The following is a 16,966-nucleotide window of genomic DNA, read 5'->3' as shown; positions in this document are numbered from 1 at the left end:
TCCTCTGAGAATGACGATGGATTCTTCAAACTGCGACGGCGCGCGCGCCTGAACCGCTTTCGCTACTGACGCGCGAAGCCGTCGCAAGGTTCATTCGATCTTTAATTGAAATCGTTTTCCAGGAACGGATTGCGCTTCACCGCCTGGTCGAGCGTGACGAGGGTCTCCAGCAGCGCACCCATCCGGTTCAGCGGCACCGCGTTCGGGCCGTCCGACTTTGCCTCGGCCGGATTCGGGTGCGTTTCCATGAACAGGCCCGCGACGCCCGTCGCGACCGCTGCACGCGCGAGCACCGGCACGAATTCGCGCTGGCCGCCCGAGCTCGTGCCCTGCCCGCCCGGCAACTGCACCGAGTGGGTCGCGTCGAACACGACCGGGGCGCTCGTCTCGCGCATGATCGCGAGCGAACGCATGTCCGACACGAGATTGTTGTAGCCGAACGAGACACCGCGCTCGCACGCCATGAAGCGGTCTTCCGACAGCCCCGCCTCACGGGCCGCTTCGCGCGCCTTGTCGATCACGTTCTTCATGTCGTGCGGCGCGAGGAACTGGCCCTTCTTGATGTTGACGGGCTTGCCCGAGCGCGCGCACGCATGGATGAAATCGGTCTGGCGGCACAGAAACGCGGGCGTCTGCAGCACGTCGACGACCGACGCGACCTGCTCGATCTCCTCGATCGAATGCACGTCGGTCAGCACCGGCAGGCCGAGCTGGCGCTTCACCTCGGACAGGATCCGCAGGCCCTCGTCCATTCCGAGGCCACGAAACGACTTGCCCGAGCTGCGGTTCGCCTTGTCGTAGGACGACTTGTAGATGAACGGAACGTTCAGCTTCGCGCAGATCTCCTTCAGGCGGCCCGCCGTGTCGATCGTCATTTGCTCCGATTCGACGACGCAGGTACCCGCGATCAGGAAGAAAGGCTTGTCGAGACCGACCTCGAAATCGCACAGCTTCATGCTTACACTCCGCGCGCTTGCTTGTTGGCAAGCGCAGCTTCGACGAACGACTTGAAGAGGGGATGACCGTCACGCGGCGTGGACGTGAATTCCGGGTGGAACTGGACGCCGACGAACCACGGGTGCATCGAACGCGGCAATTCCATCATTTCCGGCAGATCCTCGCTCGGGGTACGGGCGCTGATGATAAGGCCGCCGGCTTCGAGCTGGGGCACGAAGCGGTTATTGACTTCATAACGGTGGCGATGGCGCTCGTTCACGTCCTTGCCATAGATTTCTTCCGCCATCGTGCCGGGCTTGATCGGGCAGCGCTGCGAACCCAGGCGCATCGTGCCGCCGAGATCGGATTCCTCGGTGCGCGTCTCGACCTTGCCGTCGCGGTCGTACCACTCGGTGATCAGCGCGACCACGCGTTCCGGCGTGTCCGGCTCGAATTCCGTGCTGTTCGCCTGCTTCAGGCCGACGACGTCGCGCGCGAACTCGATCACCGCGAGCTGCATGCCGAGGCAGATGCCGAGATACGGCACCTTGGCTTCACGCGCATAGCGGATCGCCGCGATCTTGCCTTCCGTGCCGCGACGGCCGAAACCACCCGGCACCAGCACGGCGTCGAGGTGCTTCAGGCTGTCGACACCGTTCGTCTCGATCTCTTCCGAGTCGATGTATTCGATGTTGACCTTGGTCGACGTGTGCAGCGATGCGTGGCGCAGCGCTTCGATCAGCGACTTGTACGACTCGGTCAGGTCGACATACTTGCCGACCATGCCGATCGTCACTTCGTGCTTCGGGTTCTCGAGCTTCTCGACGAGCTCCGACCACATGGTCAGGTCGGCGTCCTTCGGCGACAGCTTCAGTTCCTCGCAGATGATGCGGTCGAGGCCCTGGTCGTGCAGCATCTGCGGAATCTTGTAGATGCTGTCGGCGTCCCACACCGAGATCACGGCGTCTTCCGGCACGTTCGAGAACATCGAGATCTTCTTCGATTCGTCGTCCGGAATGCGGCGGTCCGCACGGCACAGCAGCACGTGCGGCAGGATGCCGATCTCGCGCAGCTTCTGCACGCTGTGCTGGGTCGGCTTCGTCTTCAGCTCGCCGGCCGTCGCGACGTACGGCACCAGCGTCAGGTGCACGAAGCACGCGCTGTTGCGGCCGAGGCGCAGGCTCATCTGGCGCGCGGCTTCGAGGAACGGCAGCGATTCGATATCGCCGACCGTGCCGCCGATCTCGACGATCGCGACATCCGGCTCACCGCAGGTGGCCGACGCGGCCCCGCGCTCGATGAACGCCTGGATTTCGTTCGTGATGTGCGGGATGACCTGCACGGTCTTGCCCAGATAGTCGCCGCGGCGTTCCTTGCGGATCACCGATTCGTAGATCTGGCCGGTCGTGAAGTTGTTGGCCTTGCGCATCTTCGTGCTGATGAAGCGCTCGTAGTGGCCGAGGTCGAGGTCAGTCTCCGCTCCATCTTCCGTCACGAACACTTCGCCGTGCTGGAACGGGCTCATCGTGCCGGGGTCGACGTTGATGTAGGGATCGAGTTTGAGGAGGGTGACTTTCAGACCGCGCGATTCGAGGATCGCGGCGAGGGAAGCGGCGGCAATACCCTTGCCAAGGGAAGAAACTACGCCGCCGGTGACGAAAACATATTTGGTCATCGCTGGATGCTCGCGGGAAAAACGGATTATACCGTAAAGCCCGCCCTTCTCTCAGCAATTGACTCGATGATCGCGCCCTTTCGCGCCGACCCGCACCGGCCGTGCGCGCCGGGACGAAACCGCCCGCCGACCACCGCGATCGAGCGCGCCGGAGGTATGCCCCGGCCGCCAGACCATGCGTCAGGCGCGCCTCGCGAGCGGGGTACCGCCCTGCGACGCATCGCCCTCCACCGCCCTCAGCGAATTCAGCATCCGCTGCAATGCGCGGGCGGTCTCGAGCGGCCGCTCCATCGGGAACAGGTGGCTGCCTTCCAGCCACTCGACGCGGCCGCGCGCTGCGCGTCGCGTCGCATCGAGCCCGACCTGGCGCACCTCGCGCGAACGCGTGCCGGCGAGAAAGCCGAGCGGCACCGGTGCGCCGTGCGCGAGCCGCGGGCCGAGCGTGTGCGGCAGCGTCCGGTAGATCAGGTATTCGACCTGCCGGTCGAATGCGAGCGCCCGCTCGCCGTCGGCGCCGGCCTGCGGAATCCCGTAGTCGATGTAGTCGGCCAGCATCCGTTCGTCCCAGCGCGCGAACGCCGGTTTCTCGCGGAAGTGCCGCCAGACTTCGTCGCGGCTCACCCAGCGCGTGCGCCGGTTGCGCGTCGCGGCGGCCGGCGACAGCCGCTCATCGAGCCCTGCCCACTGGCTCGCACGCAGTGCGCCGGCGCGCCAGCCCGCGATGATCGGCGAATCGATCATCACGACACCGCGCACCCATTGCGGCTTCTTCAGCGCGGCCATCAGCGACAGGTAGCCGCCGAGCGAATGGCCGACCAGCCAGACGGGACGCTCGTAGTGGCTGCCGATGTCGTCGAGCAGTTGCTCGACGAGATGCGGCCAGTCGCGCGTCACCGGGTAGCGGCGGTCGTGGCCGATCCGTTCGATGTAGCGCAGCTCGTAGTCGTCGGCCAGTTCGGCGAAGATCGTGCGGTACGTCGATGCCGGAAAGCCGTTCGCATGCGAGAAGTGGAGGATGTCCTTCAAACGCCGATGTCTCCTTTGTCGACGGGAGTTAGTGCTTTAGCACTTACTCCTGTCCCATGCTTCGCGGTCGACCGGAGTTGGCGCTTTAGCGCTTACTCCTGTCCCATGCTGCGCGGTCGACCGGAGTTAGCGCTTTAGCACTGACTCCCGTCCCATGCTTGGCGATCGGCCGGAGTCAGTGCTTCAGCCCCTGCTCCGGTCTCATGCTTCGCGTTCTGCCGGGCCCATGCTTCGGCATTGAGCGCGGGTCCCGGGCCTTGTTTCTCGATACGCCGGCTCCCGCCGCGCTCACCGATCCATCCAGTACCGCCGCCGAACGTCGCGATGACGCTCGAAGGCAAACCCGCCGTCGGCCGGCGCGACGTCGAACCGCACGGCGCCGTCGCGATCGGTGCGCGGCAGCGGAATCCCGCGCGCCTCGTAACGGGCGAGAACCGTCCGGTGCGGATGTCCGAAACGATTGCGATAGCCTACAGGAAATACCGCGACGCGCGGCCCGACCGAATCGAGGAAAGGCTCGACCGACGACGTGCGGCTTCCGTGGTGCGGAACGACCAGGATCTGCGCAGCCAGCGCGTCGCGCGCGGTGTCCACGAGCCGGCGTTCGCCGCGCGCTTCGACGTCGCCCGTCAGCAGTGCGGACGTATCGCCCGCGTCGATGCGCAGCACGCACGACTGCCCGTTCGACGAGCCCGTGCCCGGGCCACCCTGCGGCCACAGCATCGTGAACGTGACACCATCCCAAGCCCAGCGTTGCCCGGCCGCGCACGGCAGCCGGTCGGCGACGCCAGCGGCGGCCGCATCGCGCCACAGCCGGCTGTTCGGCGCAATGCCGGCCAGCAACTGGCGTACGTCAGCGGCCGCATAAACGGCCGGTGCACCGCCCGCGTGATCGGCATCCGCGTGACTGAGCACGAACGAATCGATCACCGTGATGCCGCGAGCACGCAACGCCGGCGCGACGATCCGTGCGCCTGCGTGGGTCGACTCCGCACCCGGCCCGGCATCGAACAGCAAGGTGCGCCGCGCGGTTTCCACCAGCACCGACGCACCCTGACCGACGTCGAGCACGGTCAGCCGGAAACCGCCCGGCGGCGGCACATCGGCTGCCGGCGCGACGAGCGGCAGCCACGTGAGCGGCGCCGCCCAGCGCAACGGCCAGCCGCGCGGCATCAGCGCCCATGCGACGCCCACGCAGGCCAGCACCAGCACCGGCCAGTCGGGCATGCGCAGCCAGAACACGCCGGCCGGCCAGTCGGCGAGGTATCCGAGCAACGTCATCATCGGTTCGAGCGCCGCGTGCGCAAGCCGGAACGCATACGCATCGAACGGCGCGGGCAGCGCGATGCCGGCCAGCACGACCGGCGTCACGACCGAGCTGACCCACGGAATCGCGAACGCATTGCCGAGCGGGCCCGACAGCGATATCTGCGCGAACAATGCAGCCGTCAGCGGCGCGAGACCGATCGTCACTGCGTACTGCACGCGCGTGGCCTCGGCGATGCGCCGCCCGGCGCGTGCGCCCCACGCGCGCAACCGGCTCGACAAGCCGACCGTGCCGTCGCCCTCCTCGCTTTCCGCATCGGTCTCACGCGCGGCGCGCCAGCCGGCCACGGCCATCAGGATCACGGCGACCGCCCCGAACGACAGCCAGAACCCGGCCGACAGCACCGCCCACGGATCGGCAAGCAGCACGCCGCCAAGCGCCGCGCACAGCACCGCGGAAGTCGGCACGCTGCGCCCGGCCAGGTACGCGATGCCGCCGGCCGCGATCATCCACCACGCGCGCTGCGCCGGCACGTTGAAGCCGGCGAGCGCCGCATAGCCGGCCGCGGCCGCCAGCGCGGCGAGCGCGGCCGCGTACGGTGCCGGCAACACGAGCGTCGCGGCCCGCGCGCGCCAGCGCAGGCGGCGCCAGACCATCGACACGAGCCCGCCCGCGATCGCGCCGACGAGCCCGACATGCAGGCCGGAGATCGCGACCAGGTGGCTCGTGCCCGTGCTGCGCAGCACGCGCCAGTCGTCGCCGCCGATGCCCGACTGGTCGCCAATCGCGAGCGCGGCGACGATGCCGCGATGGCCGGCGTCGCCGCCCAGCGTCTCGCCGATACGCGAGCGCAGCGCGTCGCGCAGCCGATCGATCGACGCACGCCATCCCGTGGCGCGCACATCGAGCAATACCGCCCGCCGGGGCGCGCTGACATAACCGATCGCGCGAATGCCTGCGGCAAGCCACGCCGCCTCGCTGTCGCGCACGCCGGGATTGGCCTCGGCATGCGGGCGCTTCAGGCGCACGACGAACCGCCAGCGCTGTGCGGCGCGCAGATCGGGAAGCGGATCGCGTGTCGCCGATGCGCCGTAGGCGCGCCACGACAGCCGGATCAACGGCGGAAAACGGGCCAGCCCCGCATCGTTCGACTCGACCGCGAACAGCAGCCGTGCGCCGCTCTCGTCGACCACGGGCAGCCCGCGAATCACGCCGGTGACGACGATGTCGCGCCCTTCCCACTCGACGGGCAGGCTGTCGCCCAGCCGCCATTCGGCCCGCGCGGCCGCGTAGCCGAACCCGACGACGCAGGCCGCGAGCGTGCACAGCATCCATCCGAATGCGACGGTCGTACGCGTACGCCGGCGACGCACACGCCACGCCCCCAGCACGACGCAGCCTGCGAACACGGCCGCACCGATCGTCCATGCGAGCGCACCCGGCAGCGCCGCCTGCCGCTGCAGCACGACCACGCCGAGCGCGAACGCGATCCACCACACGCGCATCGCCCCTCCTCGTCGACCCGGCACCGCCATTGCGAATGCGGCGCCCTCCGGCAACGATTATGCGGATGAAAGTGCGAGTCGCGGCAGCGCGGCGAGCGCGTTAGCCGAAGTGCATAGGGACACCGCACCGGCGTCGAGTCCGCGCAGTTCGGCGAGCACGTCGCCGATGCGCGGCACCTGGTCGGGCGTGTTACGGGATTTGTAGGCCCATTCGGGCGCGATGTCGGGCGCGTCGGTCTCGACGACGAGCGCGTCGAGCGGCAACTCAGTGGCGAGCCGGCGGATCTGCAGCGCGCGCGTGAAAGTCACGTTGCCGCCGAAGCCGAGATGCAGCCCTTGCGCAAGATACGCTTCGGCCTGCTGGAAACTGCCGTTGAATGCATGCGCGATGCCGCGCCGCACGCCCAAACGGCGCAGGCCGGCCAGCACGCGATCCTGCGACTTGCGCACGTGGCACAGCACGGGCAGGTCGAATTCGCGCGCGAGCTTCAACTGCCCCTGGTAGAAGAACTGCTGCCGGTCTTCGTCGAGCCCCGGCACGAAATAGTCGAGACCGATCTCGCCGATCGCGACGAAGCGCGGATCGTCGAGGCTCGCCTCGATCTCCATGCGCAGCAGATCGAGATCCTCGTCCCGTGCGCGTGGCGTATACATCGGATGGATGCCGAGCGCGTAGACCGCGCCCGGCGTGCGTTGCGCGAGCTCGCGCACCGTCGTGAAGTTGTCGCGCCCGACGCTCGGGATCACGATGCGCGACACGCCGGCCGCGCGCGCCGCGTGCGCGACCGCGTCGCGGTCGGCGTCGAACTCGGCGGCATCGAGATGGCAGTGCGTGTCGATCCACATGGCGGCAGTCCTGCGCCCCGGCGCCGCACCGGGACCAACCCGGCAGCAGGCCAAGCGCGTTCGCTTGTTACACCGGCAGCGCCGGCTCCTCGTGCAGCACGCCGTCACGCAGCCGCATGATGCGGTCGCAGCGCGCGGCGAGATCGGGATCGTGCGTGACGATCACGAAGCTCGTTTCGAGCGTCTCGGACAGTTCGAGCATCAGGTTGAACACCGTATCGGCCGTCGTGCCGTCGAGGTTGCCGGTCGGCTCGTCGGCGAGCACGCACGCGGGCTTCGTGACCAGCGCGCGCGCGATCGCGACGCGCTGCCGCTCGCCGCCCGACAGCTCGCCCGGCCGGTGCTTCGCACGCGGGCCGAGACCGACACGCTCGAGCATCGTCTGGGCCTGCTCGCGCGCGTCCTCGGTCGTCATCCGGCGAATCCGCAGCGGCATCGCGACGTTGTCGAGCGCCGTGAACTCGGGCAGCAGGTGATGGAACTGGTAGACGAAGCCGAGCGCGCGGTTGCGCAATTCGTTGCGCTCGCGCTCGGCGAGTTGCGTGAACGGCTTGCCGAGCAGCGACACCTCGCCAGCGCTCGGCTCGTCGAGCCCGCCCAGCACGTGCAGCAGCGTGCTCTTGCCGGAACCCGACGCACCGACGACCGCGAGCTTCTCGCCGCGCCGCACCGTCAGCTCGGTATTGTTGAGCACCTGCACGTTGAAGCCGCCCTGCACGAACGCCTTCGTGATCCCGCGCGCCTGAAGCACGTATTCCTGCATACCTGCCGAATCCTGTTTGTTGTGTTGTCGTGAATCCGCGAATGCGGTCGCGCGATCATTCATAGCGGAGCGCCTCCGCCGGCTTCACCTTCGCGCCGCGCCAGCTCGGATAGAGCGTCGCGACGGCCGACAGCGCGAATGCGATCAGCCCGATCCGGATCACGTCGCTCGCGACGAGTTCGGACGGCAGCTCGCTGATGAAGTACACGGACGGCGGCAGGAACTGCACGCCGAACAGGTGCTCGATCATCGGGATCAGCCACGGGATGCTCCACGCGATCAGGCAGCCGAGCGCGACGCCCGACGCCGTGCCGACGAAGCCGATCGTCACGCCCTGCACGACGAAGATCTTCATGATCGACCCCGGCTGCGCGCCGAGCGTGCGCAGGATCGCGATGTCGGCCTGCTTGTTGGTCACCGTCATCACGAGCGACGACACGAGGTTGAACGCGGCCACCGCGATGATCAGCGTGAGGATGATGAACATCATCCGCTTCTCGATCTGCACAGCCGAGAACCACGTCTTGTTCTGCTGGGTCCAGTCGCGGATGTACAGGCTGCCCGACAGCGTATGCGACAGCTCGACCGCCACGTCCGGCGCCTTCTGCATGTCCTTCAGCCGCAGCCGCACGCCGGTCGGCGCAGCCATCCGGAACAGCGCCTCGGCGTCGCGGATGTTGATCATCGCGAGCGTGCTGTCATATTCGTAGTGCCCGGACTCGAACACGCCGACGACCGTGAACTGCTTCAGCCGCGGCATCATGCCGGCCGGCGTGATCGACCCTTCCGGCGCGACCAGCGTGACCTTGTCGCCGACCGTCACGCCGAGGTTGCCCGCGAGCGCGTCGCCCAGCACGATGCCGAACTGGCCCGGCACCAGCGCGCCGAGCTGGCCCGCCTTCATGTCCTTGCCGATGTCCGACACCTGCGGCTCGAGCGTCGGCTCGACGCCGCGCAGCATCACGCCGCTCACCGCGTCCTGGCGGGTAAGCAGCGCCTGCGCGTCGACGTACGGCGCCGCGCCGATCACCGACGGATTGCGGCGCGCTTCCTGCGCGGTCAGTTGCCAGTCGGGCATCGAGCCCGTCGGCGAGAACACCTCGACGTGCGCGAGCACCGACAGCATCCGGTCGCGCACTTCCTTCTGGAAGCCGTTCATCACCGACAGCACGACGATCAGCGCCGCGACGCCGAGCGCGATGCCGAGCATCGACACGAGCGCGATGAAGGAAATGAAGCCGTTACCGGTCGTGCGTTTGCCGGCGCGCGTGTAGCGCCAGCCGATCTGCCATTCGTACGGAAGTTTCAAGCGAATCCTTTCTGCTGGTTACGGCGGGGAGGCGCCCCGCGGCCGGACCGCCGCCCGGTGGCGGCCACCGGCCCGGGCACGGTCGAAAAACGGCCGCCGGACGCGAACGGGCCGTCAGCCGGCCCGATCACGCGCGCAGTTTGCCATACAATGCGCACCATCATGCACGACCGACGCCTCCATTTTCTCGTTCCGTTCGCGCTGCCGTCGGCGGCCGATGCGGCCTCGTCCCTGCACACGCTGGACAGCCCCGCGCTCGAAAAGTTGCTCGCCCGCGCCAACCTCGTCGAGCGCGTGGCCGGCGAAGACTTCCAGCGCACGCTGCCGCACGAGCGCTGGCTGGCCCGCCAGTTCGGCGCAACCCAGGGCAACGCCGCGGACGAGGCGCCGCTCGCACCCTACATGCTGCTGGCGGACGGCGGCACCCCCGGCACACACGCGTGGGCCTGCGTCGAGCCAGTCCACGTCGAAATCGCGCACGATCACCTGGTGCTCGTCGATCCGGCGGCCCTCGCGCTCGACGAAGGTGACGCAGCCGCGCTGCTCGCAGTCGCGCGGCCGCTGATCGAGGAACTCGGCGTCCGGCTCGAGGCGCCGAACCCGTCACGCTGGTATCTGTCGAGCGAGCAGCTCGCCCGGCTCGCCGGCGCTGCACCGCTGCGCGCGAGCGGCCGCAACATCGAAATCTGGCTGCCGCACGAAGCCCATACGGGCGAGCGCTCGCGGATGTGGATGAAGCTGCAGAACGAAGTGCAGATGGCGTGGTTCCAGCACCCGGTCAACGAGGCCCGCGAGGCGCGTGGCCTGCCGGCCGTCAATTCGATCTGGTTCCACGCGCAGGGCACGCTGAAGCCGGTCGGCAAGCCGTTCGCATGCGTGCTGTCCGCGTCGCCCGCCGCGCTCGGCCTCGCACGCGCCGCGCAAGCCGACGCCGGTGCGCCGCCAGCCGCGCTCGGCGCGCTGCCCGCCGCCGATGGCGCGACGCTCGTCGAACTGCCGGCGCTGACCACCCCGTTCATCGAGCAGGACTGGGCGCGCTGGCACGACGGACTCGCCGCGCTCGAGCGCGACTGGTTCGCGCCGGCCCTCGCCGCGCTGCGGAACGGCGAGCTCGCGAGCGTCGATTTCACGCTGTGCGGCGACACGAGTTCCGTCACGCTGCACGCGACGCGCGGCGACCTGCGCAAGTTCTGGCGCCGCCGCGCGCTAGCCTCCCTGTTCGAATAACAAGCAGACCCCGTATGACCCGGATCGTTACCCGCCCCGTCGCGCCCGCCGACGCCGAAGTGCTCGCGCGCCACGGCCTGCACCCCGTCCTTGCGCGCCTGTACGCGTCGCGCGGCGTGCAGTCCCCCGCCGACATCGAGACCGCGCTGGCCCGCCTCGTCCCGCCCACCGAGCTGAAAGGCTGCGCCGACGCTGCGGCGCTGCTCGCCGATGCGATCGCCGACAAGCGGCGCCTGCTCGTCGTCGCCGACTACGACTGCGACGGCGCGACCGCGTGCGCGGTCGCGGTGCGCGGCCTGCGGATGTTCGGCGCGCAGATCGACTACCTGGTGCCGAACCGTTTCGAATACGGCTACGGCCTCACGCCCGAGATCGTCGAACTCGCCGCCGCGCGCAAGCCGGATCTGCTGATCACCGTCGACAACGGGATCGCGAGCGTCGCGGGTGTCGAAGCCGCGAACGCGCGCGGCATCGACGTGCTCGTGACCGACCACCACCTGCCCGGCGACGCGCTGCCCGCCGCGCGCGCGATCGTCAACCCGAACCAGCCAGGCTGCGCGTTCCCGAGCAAGCACCTCGCCGGCGTCGGTGTGATGTTCTACGTGCTGCTCGCGCTGCGCGCCGAGCTGCGCCGCCGCGGCGCGTTCGCGAGCAAGGAAGCCGAGCCGCGCCTCGACGGCCTGCTCGACCTCGTCGCGCTCGGCACCGTCGCCGATGTCGTGCGGCTCGACGGCAACAACCGCGTGCTCGTCGCGCAGGGGCTGCAGCGCATCCGCAACGGCCGCATGCAGCCGGGCGTCGCCGCGCTGTTCCGCGCCGCCGCACGCGAAGCCCGCACGGCGTCGGGCTTCGACCTCGGCTTCGGTCTCGGCCCGCGCCTGAACGCCGCCGGGCGGCTGTCCGACATGTCGCTCGGGATCGAGTGCCTGATCACCGACGACATCGGCCGCGCGTGGGATCTCGCGCAGCAGCTCGACGTGATGAACCGCGAGCGCCGCGAGATCGAGGCCGGCATGCAGCAGCAGGCGCTCGCCGATCTCGCCGACGTCGACCCGGCCGACGCGTGCACGATCACCCTCTTCAACCCCGAGTGGCACCAGGGCGTGATCGGCATCGTCGCCGGCCGGCTCAAGGAAAAATTCCACCGCCCGTCGTTCACGTTCGCGCACGCGGACGAGGAAGGCAAGCGGGTCAAGGGGTCGGGTCGGTCGATCGCCGGCTTCCACCTGCGCGACGCACTCGACCTCGTGTCGAAACGCGAACCGGACCTGATCGTTGCGTTCGGCGGCCATGCGATGGCGGCCGGCCTCACGCTCGACACCGAGAACGTGCCGCGCTTCGCGGCCGCGTTCGAGGCCGTCGCGCGCGAATGGCTGTCCGACGACGCGCTCGCTCGCGTGATCGAGACCGACGGCGAACTCGAGGACGCGTACTTCACACCGCAGTTCGTCGGGCTGCTCGACGAAGCCGTCTGGGGACAAGGCTTTCCGGCCCCGCTTTTCTCGGGCGAATTCGACGTCGTGTCGCAGTCGCTCGTGAAGGAAAAGCACCTGAAACTGCAGCTCGCGCGCGGCCGCCAGCGCTTCAGCGCGATCTGGTTCAACCACACGGAGCCGCTGCCGGCGAGCGCGCTGGTCGCGTACCGGCTCGTCGCCGACACGTGGAACGGCGTCACGCGCGTCCAGCTGATCGTCGAACACGCGGCCGGCTGAGCCCGGGTCGCCCGGCCCGCGATGCCCGCCGATGCATGCGCACCGCGCCGGACGGGGCCGCGGCGCGCGTGCAAGCACCGTCTGCGTCACCGGGCAACCCCGCCGATCGGCTATAATTCCGCTTTTTTACGAAGCAAGAAAAGCGAACGATCATGGAAGCGGAACGTCTCAACGCGATCGAAAGCTCCCTGCTCGACCTGCGCAACCGCGCGGGCGAGCTCCGGGGGTATCTTTGACTACGACGCCAAAGCTGCGCGTCTGACCGAAGTCAACAAGGAACTCGAAGACCCGAACGTCTGGAACGATTCGAAGAACGCCCAGGCGCTCGGTCGCGAGAAGAAGCTGCTCGAGGGCGTCGTCACGACGCTCACCGTGCTCGATAGCGACCTGCGCGACGCGCTCGACCTGTTCGAGCTGGCCCGCGAGGAAGGCGACGAGGACACCCTCGTCGCGTCGGAAGACGACGCCGCGAAGCTCGAGGCACGCGTCGGCGACATCGAGTTCCGCCGGATGTTCTCGAACCCGGCCGACCCGAACAACTGCTTCATCGACATCCAGGCCGGCGCCGGCGGCACCGAGGCGTGCGACTGGGCGTCGATGCTGCTGCGCCAGTACCTGCGCTACTGCGAACGCAAGGGCTTCAAGGCCGAGGTGCTCGAAGATTCCGACGGCGACGTCGCCGGTATCAAGAACGCGACGGTCAAGGTCACGGGCGAATACGCATACGGCTTCCTGCGCACCGAAACGGGCATCCACCGCCTCGTGCGCAAGTCGCCGTTCGACTCGTCGGGCGGCCGCCACACGTCGTTCTCGTCGGTGTTCGTCTATCCGGAAATCGACGACTCGATCGAAGTCGAGATCAACCCGGCCGACCTGCGCATCGACACGTACCGCGCATCGGGCGCGGGCGGTCAGCACATCAACAAGACCGACTCCGCGGTGCGGATCACGCACATGCCGACCGGTATCGTCGTGCAGTGCCAGAACGACCGCTCGCAGCACCGCAACCGCGCCGAAGCGATGGCGATGCTGAAATCGCGCCTGTACGAAGTTGAAATGCGCAAGCGCCAGGCCGAACAGGACAAGCTCGAATCGAGCAAGACCGATGTGGGCTGGGGCCACCAGATCCGTTCGTACGTGCTCGACCAGAGCCGCGTGAAGGACCTGCGCACGAACGTCGAAATGAGCAACACGCGAGCTGTCCTCGACGGCGACCTCGACGACTTCATCAGCGCGAGCCTCAAACAGGGCGTGTAAGCGCCGCGGCGCGGCCCTGCCGGGTCGCGCCCCCTTGCCCTCCCCGTTTGCGTTGCCGCACCCACTCCGAATTCCGACCATCATGACCGAACCGACCCAAACGCAGCCCGCCGTCACCGCGGACGAAAACCAGATCATCGCCGAGCGCCGCGAGAAGCTGCGCGCGTTGCGCGAGCAAGGCGTCGCCTACCCGAACGATTTCCGCCCGACGCATCACGCAGCCGATCTGCAGACGACCTTCGCCGATTCGGACAAGGCCGCGCTCGAAGCGAACCCGGTCGAGGTGTCGGTCGCCGGCCGCATGATGCTCAAGCGCGTGATGGGCAAGGCAAGCTTCGCGACGGTGCAGGACGGTTCGGGCCAGATCCAGTTCTTCGTGACGCCGAACGACGTCGGCGCGGAAACCTACGACGCATTCAAGAAGTGGGACCTCGGCGACATCGTCGCCGCGCGCGGCGTGCTGTTCCGCACCAACAAGGGCGAGCTGTCGGTCCAGTGCAAGGAACTGCGCCTGCTGTCGAAGGCGCTGCGCCCGCTGCCGGACAAGTTCCACGGCCTGTCGGACCAGGAAATGCGCTACCGCCAGCGCTACGTCGACCTGATCGTCACGCCGGAAACGCGCGACACGTTCCGCGCCCGCACCAAGACGATCGCGTCGATCCGCAACTTCATGGACAACGCCGACTTCATGGAAGTCGAGACGCCGATGCTGCACCCGATCCCCGGCGGCGCGGCCGCGAAGCCGTTCGTCACGCATCACAACGCGCTCGACATGCAGATGTTCCTGCGCATCGCGCCGGAGCTGTACCTGAAGCGCCTGATCGTCGGCGGCTTCGAACGCGTGTTCGAAATCAACCGTAACTTCCGGAATGAAGGCGTTTCGCCGCGTCACAACCCGGAATTCACGATGATGGAGTTCTACGCCGCGTACACCGACTATCGCTGGCTGATGGACTTCACCGAGCAACTGATCCGCCAGGCGGCGATCGATGCGCTCGGCACCGCGACGATCCAGTACCAGGGCCGCGAGCTCGACCTCGCGAAGCCGTTCCACCGCCTGACGATCACGCAGGCGATCCAGAAGTACGCGCCGGACTACACCGCCGGCCAGCTGTCGGACGACGCGTTCCTGCGCACCGAACTGAAGCGCTTCGGCGTCGACGTGTCGCAGCCGGCGTTCCTGAACGCGGGTACCGGCGCGCTGCAGCTCGCGCTGTTCGAGGAAACGGCCGAAGCGCAGCTGTGGGAGCCGACCTTCATCATCGACTACCCGATCGAGGTGTCGCCGCTCGCACGCGCATCGGATACGGTGCCGGGCATCACCGAGCGTTTCGAGCTGTTCATGACCGGCCGCGAAATCGCGAACGGCTTCTCGGAGCTGAACGATCCGGAAGACCAGGCCGCGCGCTTCAAGAAGCAGGTCGAACAGAAGGATGCAGGCGACGAGGAAGCGATGTTCTTCGACGCCGACTACATCCGCGCGCTCGAATACGGGATGCCTCCGACCGGCGGCTGCGGGATCGGCATCGACCGTCTCGTGATGCTGCTGACCGACAGCCCGACGATCCGCGACGTGCTGCTGTTCCCGCATCTGCGCCGCGAAGACTGATCGCTGCGCCCGCGTGTGCGCCGCGCCCTGCGGCGCGCACGCGTCAGCTTTGTAACGACGCGTAAATCCCGCCAGCCGGCGTCCGCCGGCTTTCGATCCTCCCCCGTTTTATCCCCTCGTCGCGACGGCCTTCTCCGGGTTTTCCCTGTCATGGCTGCCTGCGCCCTGCTGCAATTCGTTACACCTTGATACGGCGCGCCGCTTGCCGGTGGACGACACTCCTCTTGCGTCACCACGCATGACCACGGGACCAGAACAAGGCGCAGGAACGCCAAGTCTGCGCGAGCCCGCAGCGTGGGATCCGGCCCGGCGCCGCAATGCCGGTCCGGATCGACATCGGAGAAAAAAATGGACAACCAGAATCAGACCACGCCGCAAAAGCAACGCCTCCACCCGCTCATCGCCACCGCCGCCGGCGCCGTCATCGTCGCCAGCCTCGCAGCGACGGCCGCGATTACGGGCGTGTTCCCGAAGGCCAGCAGCAGCAACGAACAGAACGGCCAGACCCAGGCCGCGCTGATCGCATCGCAGCCGGCCGTCGATACGGCCGCAGCCGCCAGCGCCGCGCTGGCCGCCCAGGCCAAGCAGCAGGCGGCTGAACAGGCCGCCGCGCAGCAGAAGGCGCTCGCAGCGCAGGCCGAACCGAAGCCCGCTCCGCGTCCGGCCCCGGTGCACCGTCGCCATACGACGGCGCCGCAGCCGCCGCAGTACGCGCAGCAATCATCCGGCCCGGCACAGCCGGCTTACTGCCAGACCTGCGGCACGGTCGTCGCGATCACGCCGGTCCGCACGCCCGGCCAGAGCTCGGGCATCGGTGCAGTCGGCGGCGCTGCAGCCGGCGGCCTGCTGGGCAACCAGTTCGGCCACGGCAACGGCCGCACCGCGATGACGATCATCGGCGCACTGGGTGGCGGCCTGGCCGGCAACCAGGTCGAAAAGCAGGTGCGCGCGGAAACCGACTACCAGGTGCAAGTACAGATGGAGAGCGGCGCGACGCGCACGTTCACGTACCACAATCAGCAGCCGCCGTTCGGCCAGGGCCAGCGCGTACGGATCGAGAACGGTACGCTGGTCGGCGCGTGATTGCATGACGCCCCTGCCCGCGTAACGTGCGGGCAACCGGCGGAAAATGAAAACGGCTCGTGAGCGATTGCTCACGAGCCGTTATTTCATTGCCAGCCGAGTGCGCCTTTGCGGCGCAAACGCTGTTCAGTCTTCGTCGTCGAAGTCCGATTCGTCGATCCAGTGCGCCTGGATCGCTTCGAGGATCTTCTCACCGGAATGCTTCGGATCGTCGTCGAAGCCGTCGAGCTCCAGCACCCACTGGCGCAGGTCGACGAAGTTGATCCGCTGAGGGTCGATGTCCGGGTACTTGTCCGCCAGCGCAATGGCTAGTTCACGCGAATCGGTCCATTTCATCGCCTGCCTCCGGTTCCTGTCAGTGGTTTTCCTTCGCGTGGTTGATCGAGTACTTCGGAATCTCGACCACCAGGTCCGAATCTTCCTTCACGAGCGCCTGGCACGACAGGCGCGACGTCGGCTCGAGGCCCCACGCCTTGTCCAGCAGATCGTCCTCGTCCTCTTCGGACGGCGTCAGATCGTTGAAGCCTTCGCGGATCACCACGTGGCACGTCGTGCACGCGCACGACTTCTCGCATGCATGCTCGATCTCGATCCCGTGTTCGAGCAGGTTGTCACAGATACTCTTGCCGGGCGTCGCGTCGATCACTGCGCCATCCGGGCACAGTTCGACGTGAGGCAGCACCACCAGTTGAGGCATGTCCGTTCCGTCAGTCAGGGTGCGGCGCCAGGCGCCGCACGGTTCATTATCGCG

General features: G+C 67.9%; 14 protein-coding genes. 5 read left to right on the top strand and 9 right to left on the bottom strand.

Annotation, left to right across the window (positions count from 1 at the left end; all coding sequences use genetic code 11):
- Positions 1-101 precede the first annotated feature (101 nt).
- The 7 genes from kdsA to BCO18175_RS33645 all read right to left on the bottom strand — a co-directional run bounded on the left by kdsA (position 102) and on the right by BCO18175_RS33645 (position 9,327).
- The gene (gene kdsA, locus BCO18175_RS33675; RefSeq protein ID WP_085039266.1) at positions 102-956 is read right to left on the bottom strand and encodes a 3-deoxy-8-phosphooctulonate synthase; all 855 of its coding nucleotides are present in this window, start codon (positions 954-956) and stop codon (positions 102-104) included.
- A gap of 2 nt (positions 957-958) precedes the next feature.
- On the bottom strand, positions 959-2,611 hold the full coding sequence (locus BCO18175_RS33670; protein ID WP_089431257.1) for a CTP synthase: 1,653 nt from the start codon (positions 2,609-2,611) through the stop codon (positions 959-961).
- Positions 2,612-2,791: 180 nt separating this feature from the next.
- A complete protein-coding gene (locus BCO18175_RS33665; protein WP_174987340.1) occupies positions 2,792-3,637 on the bottom strand; it encodes an alpha/beta fold hydrolase in 846 nt (281 codons plus the stop codon).
- 288 nt (positions 3,638-3,925) lie between these two features.
- The gene (locus BCO18175_RS33660; RefSeq protein ID WP_174987338.1) at positions 3,926-6,409 is read right to left on the bottom strand and encodes a DNA internalization-related competence protein ComEC/Rec2; all 2,484 of its coding nucleotides are present in this window, start codon (positions 6,407-6,409) and stop codon (positions 3,926-3,928) included.
- 57 nt (positions 6,410-6,466) lie between these two features.
- Positions 6,467-7,255: a TatD family hydrolase gene (locus BCO18175_RS33655; RefSeq protein WP_174987336.1), complete on the bottom strand. Its 789-nt coding sequence runs from the start codon at positions 7,253-7,255 to the stop codon at positions 6,467-6,469.
- A 67-nt stretch (positions 7,256-7,322) separates the two neighbouring features.
- Entirely contained in the window at positions 7,323-8,081 is a 759-nt protein-coding gene (lolD, locus tag BCO18175_RS33650) for a lipoprotein-releasing ABC transporter ATP-binding protein LolD (protein ID WP_027784854.1), read from the bottom strand.
- A complete protein-coding gene (locus BCO18175_RS33645; protein WP_043190315.1) occupies positions 8,074-9,327 on the bottom strand; it encodes a lipoprotein-releasing ABC transporter permease subunit in 1,254 nt (417 codons plus the stop codon). Before BCO18175_RS33645 ends, lolD begins: the two co-directional genes overlap by 8 nt.
- A 162-nt stretch (positions 9,328-9,489) precedes the next feature.
- Between BCO18175_RS33645 and BCO18175_RS33640 the strand changes: the two genes are divergently transcribed.
- The 5 genes from BCO18175_RS33640 to BCO18175_RS33620 all read left to right on the top strand — a co-directional run bounded on the left by BCO18175_RS33640 (position 9,490) and on the right by BCO18175_RS33620 (position 16,215).
- Positions 9,490-10,554 carry a regulator gene (locus BCO18175_RS33640; protein ID WP_254608216.1) on the top strand — a complete coding sequence of 355 codons (1,065 nt, stop codon included), beginning with the start codon at positions 9,490-9,492 and terminating at the stop codon, positions 10,552-10,554.
- Between the two features lie 14 nt (positions 10,555-10,568).
- Entirely contained in the window at positions 10,569-12,266 is a 1,698-nt protein-coding gene (gene recJ, locus BCO18175_RS33635) for a single-stranded-DNA-specific exonuclease RecJ (protein WP_174987332.1), read from the top strand.
- Between the two features lie 152 nt (positions 12,267-12,418).
- Positions 12,419-13,523, top strand: a protein-coding gene (gene prfB, locus BCO18175_RS33630) for a peptide chain release factor 2 (RefSeq protein ID WP_122945782.1) whose coding sequence is annotated in 2 segments (ribosomal slippage) — positions 12,419-12,499 and positions 12,501-13,523 — 1,104 coding nt in all. Because the reading frame shifts where the segments join, the coding sequence is not laid out codon by codon here.
- An 82-nt stretch (positions 13,524-13,605) separates the two neighbouring features.
- Positions 13,606-15,132, top strand: a complete 1,527-nt coding sequence (gene lysS, locus BCO18175_RS33625; protein ID WP_174918533.1) for a lysine--tRNA ligase — start codon at positions 13,606-13,608, stop codon at positions 15,130-15,132.
- A gap of 348 nt (positions 15,133-15,480) precedes the next feature.
- Positions 15,481-16,215 (top strand): glycine zipper 2TM domain-containing protein, encoded by a 735-nt coding sequence (locus tag BCO18175_RS33620; RefSeq protein WP_174918532.1) that lies wholly within the window; start codon positions 15,481-15,483, stop codon positions 16,213-16,215.
- A gap of 126 nt (positions 16,216-16,341) precedes the next feature.
- Here the strand turns inward: BCO18175_RS33620 and iscX are convergent, their stop codons facing one another.
- Together iscX and fdx are read right to left on the bottom strand one after the other, a co-directional pair.
- Complete coding sequence (gene iscX / locus BCO18175_RS33615; protein ID WP_034183561.1) at positions 16,342-16,551, bottom strand: Fe-S cluster assembly protein IscX; 210 nt, start codon at positions 16,549-16,551, stop codon at positions 16,342-16,344.
- Between the two features lie 19 nt (positions 16,552-16,570).
- Positions 16,571-16,912 (bottom strand): ISC system 2Fe-2S type ferredoxin, encoded by a 342-nt coding sequence (fdx, locus tag BCO18175_RS33610; RefSeq protein ID WP_122945786.1) that lies wholly within the window; start codon positions 16,910-16,912, stop codon positions 16,571-16,573.
- Between the last annotated feature and the right edge of the window lie 54 nt (positions 16,913-16,966).

Origin of the sequence: Burkholderia lata, assembly GCF_902499335.1 — a bacterium.
In the GTDB taxonomy this organism is placed as follows: domain Bacteria; phylum Pseudomonadota; class Gammaproteobacteria; order Burkholderiales; family Burkholderiaceae; genus Burkholderia; species Burkholderia lata_B.
The sequence above is the reverse complement of the archived record's forward strand: the minus strand, read 5'-3'. Positions and strand labels throughout refer to the sequence as shown.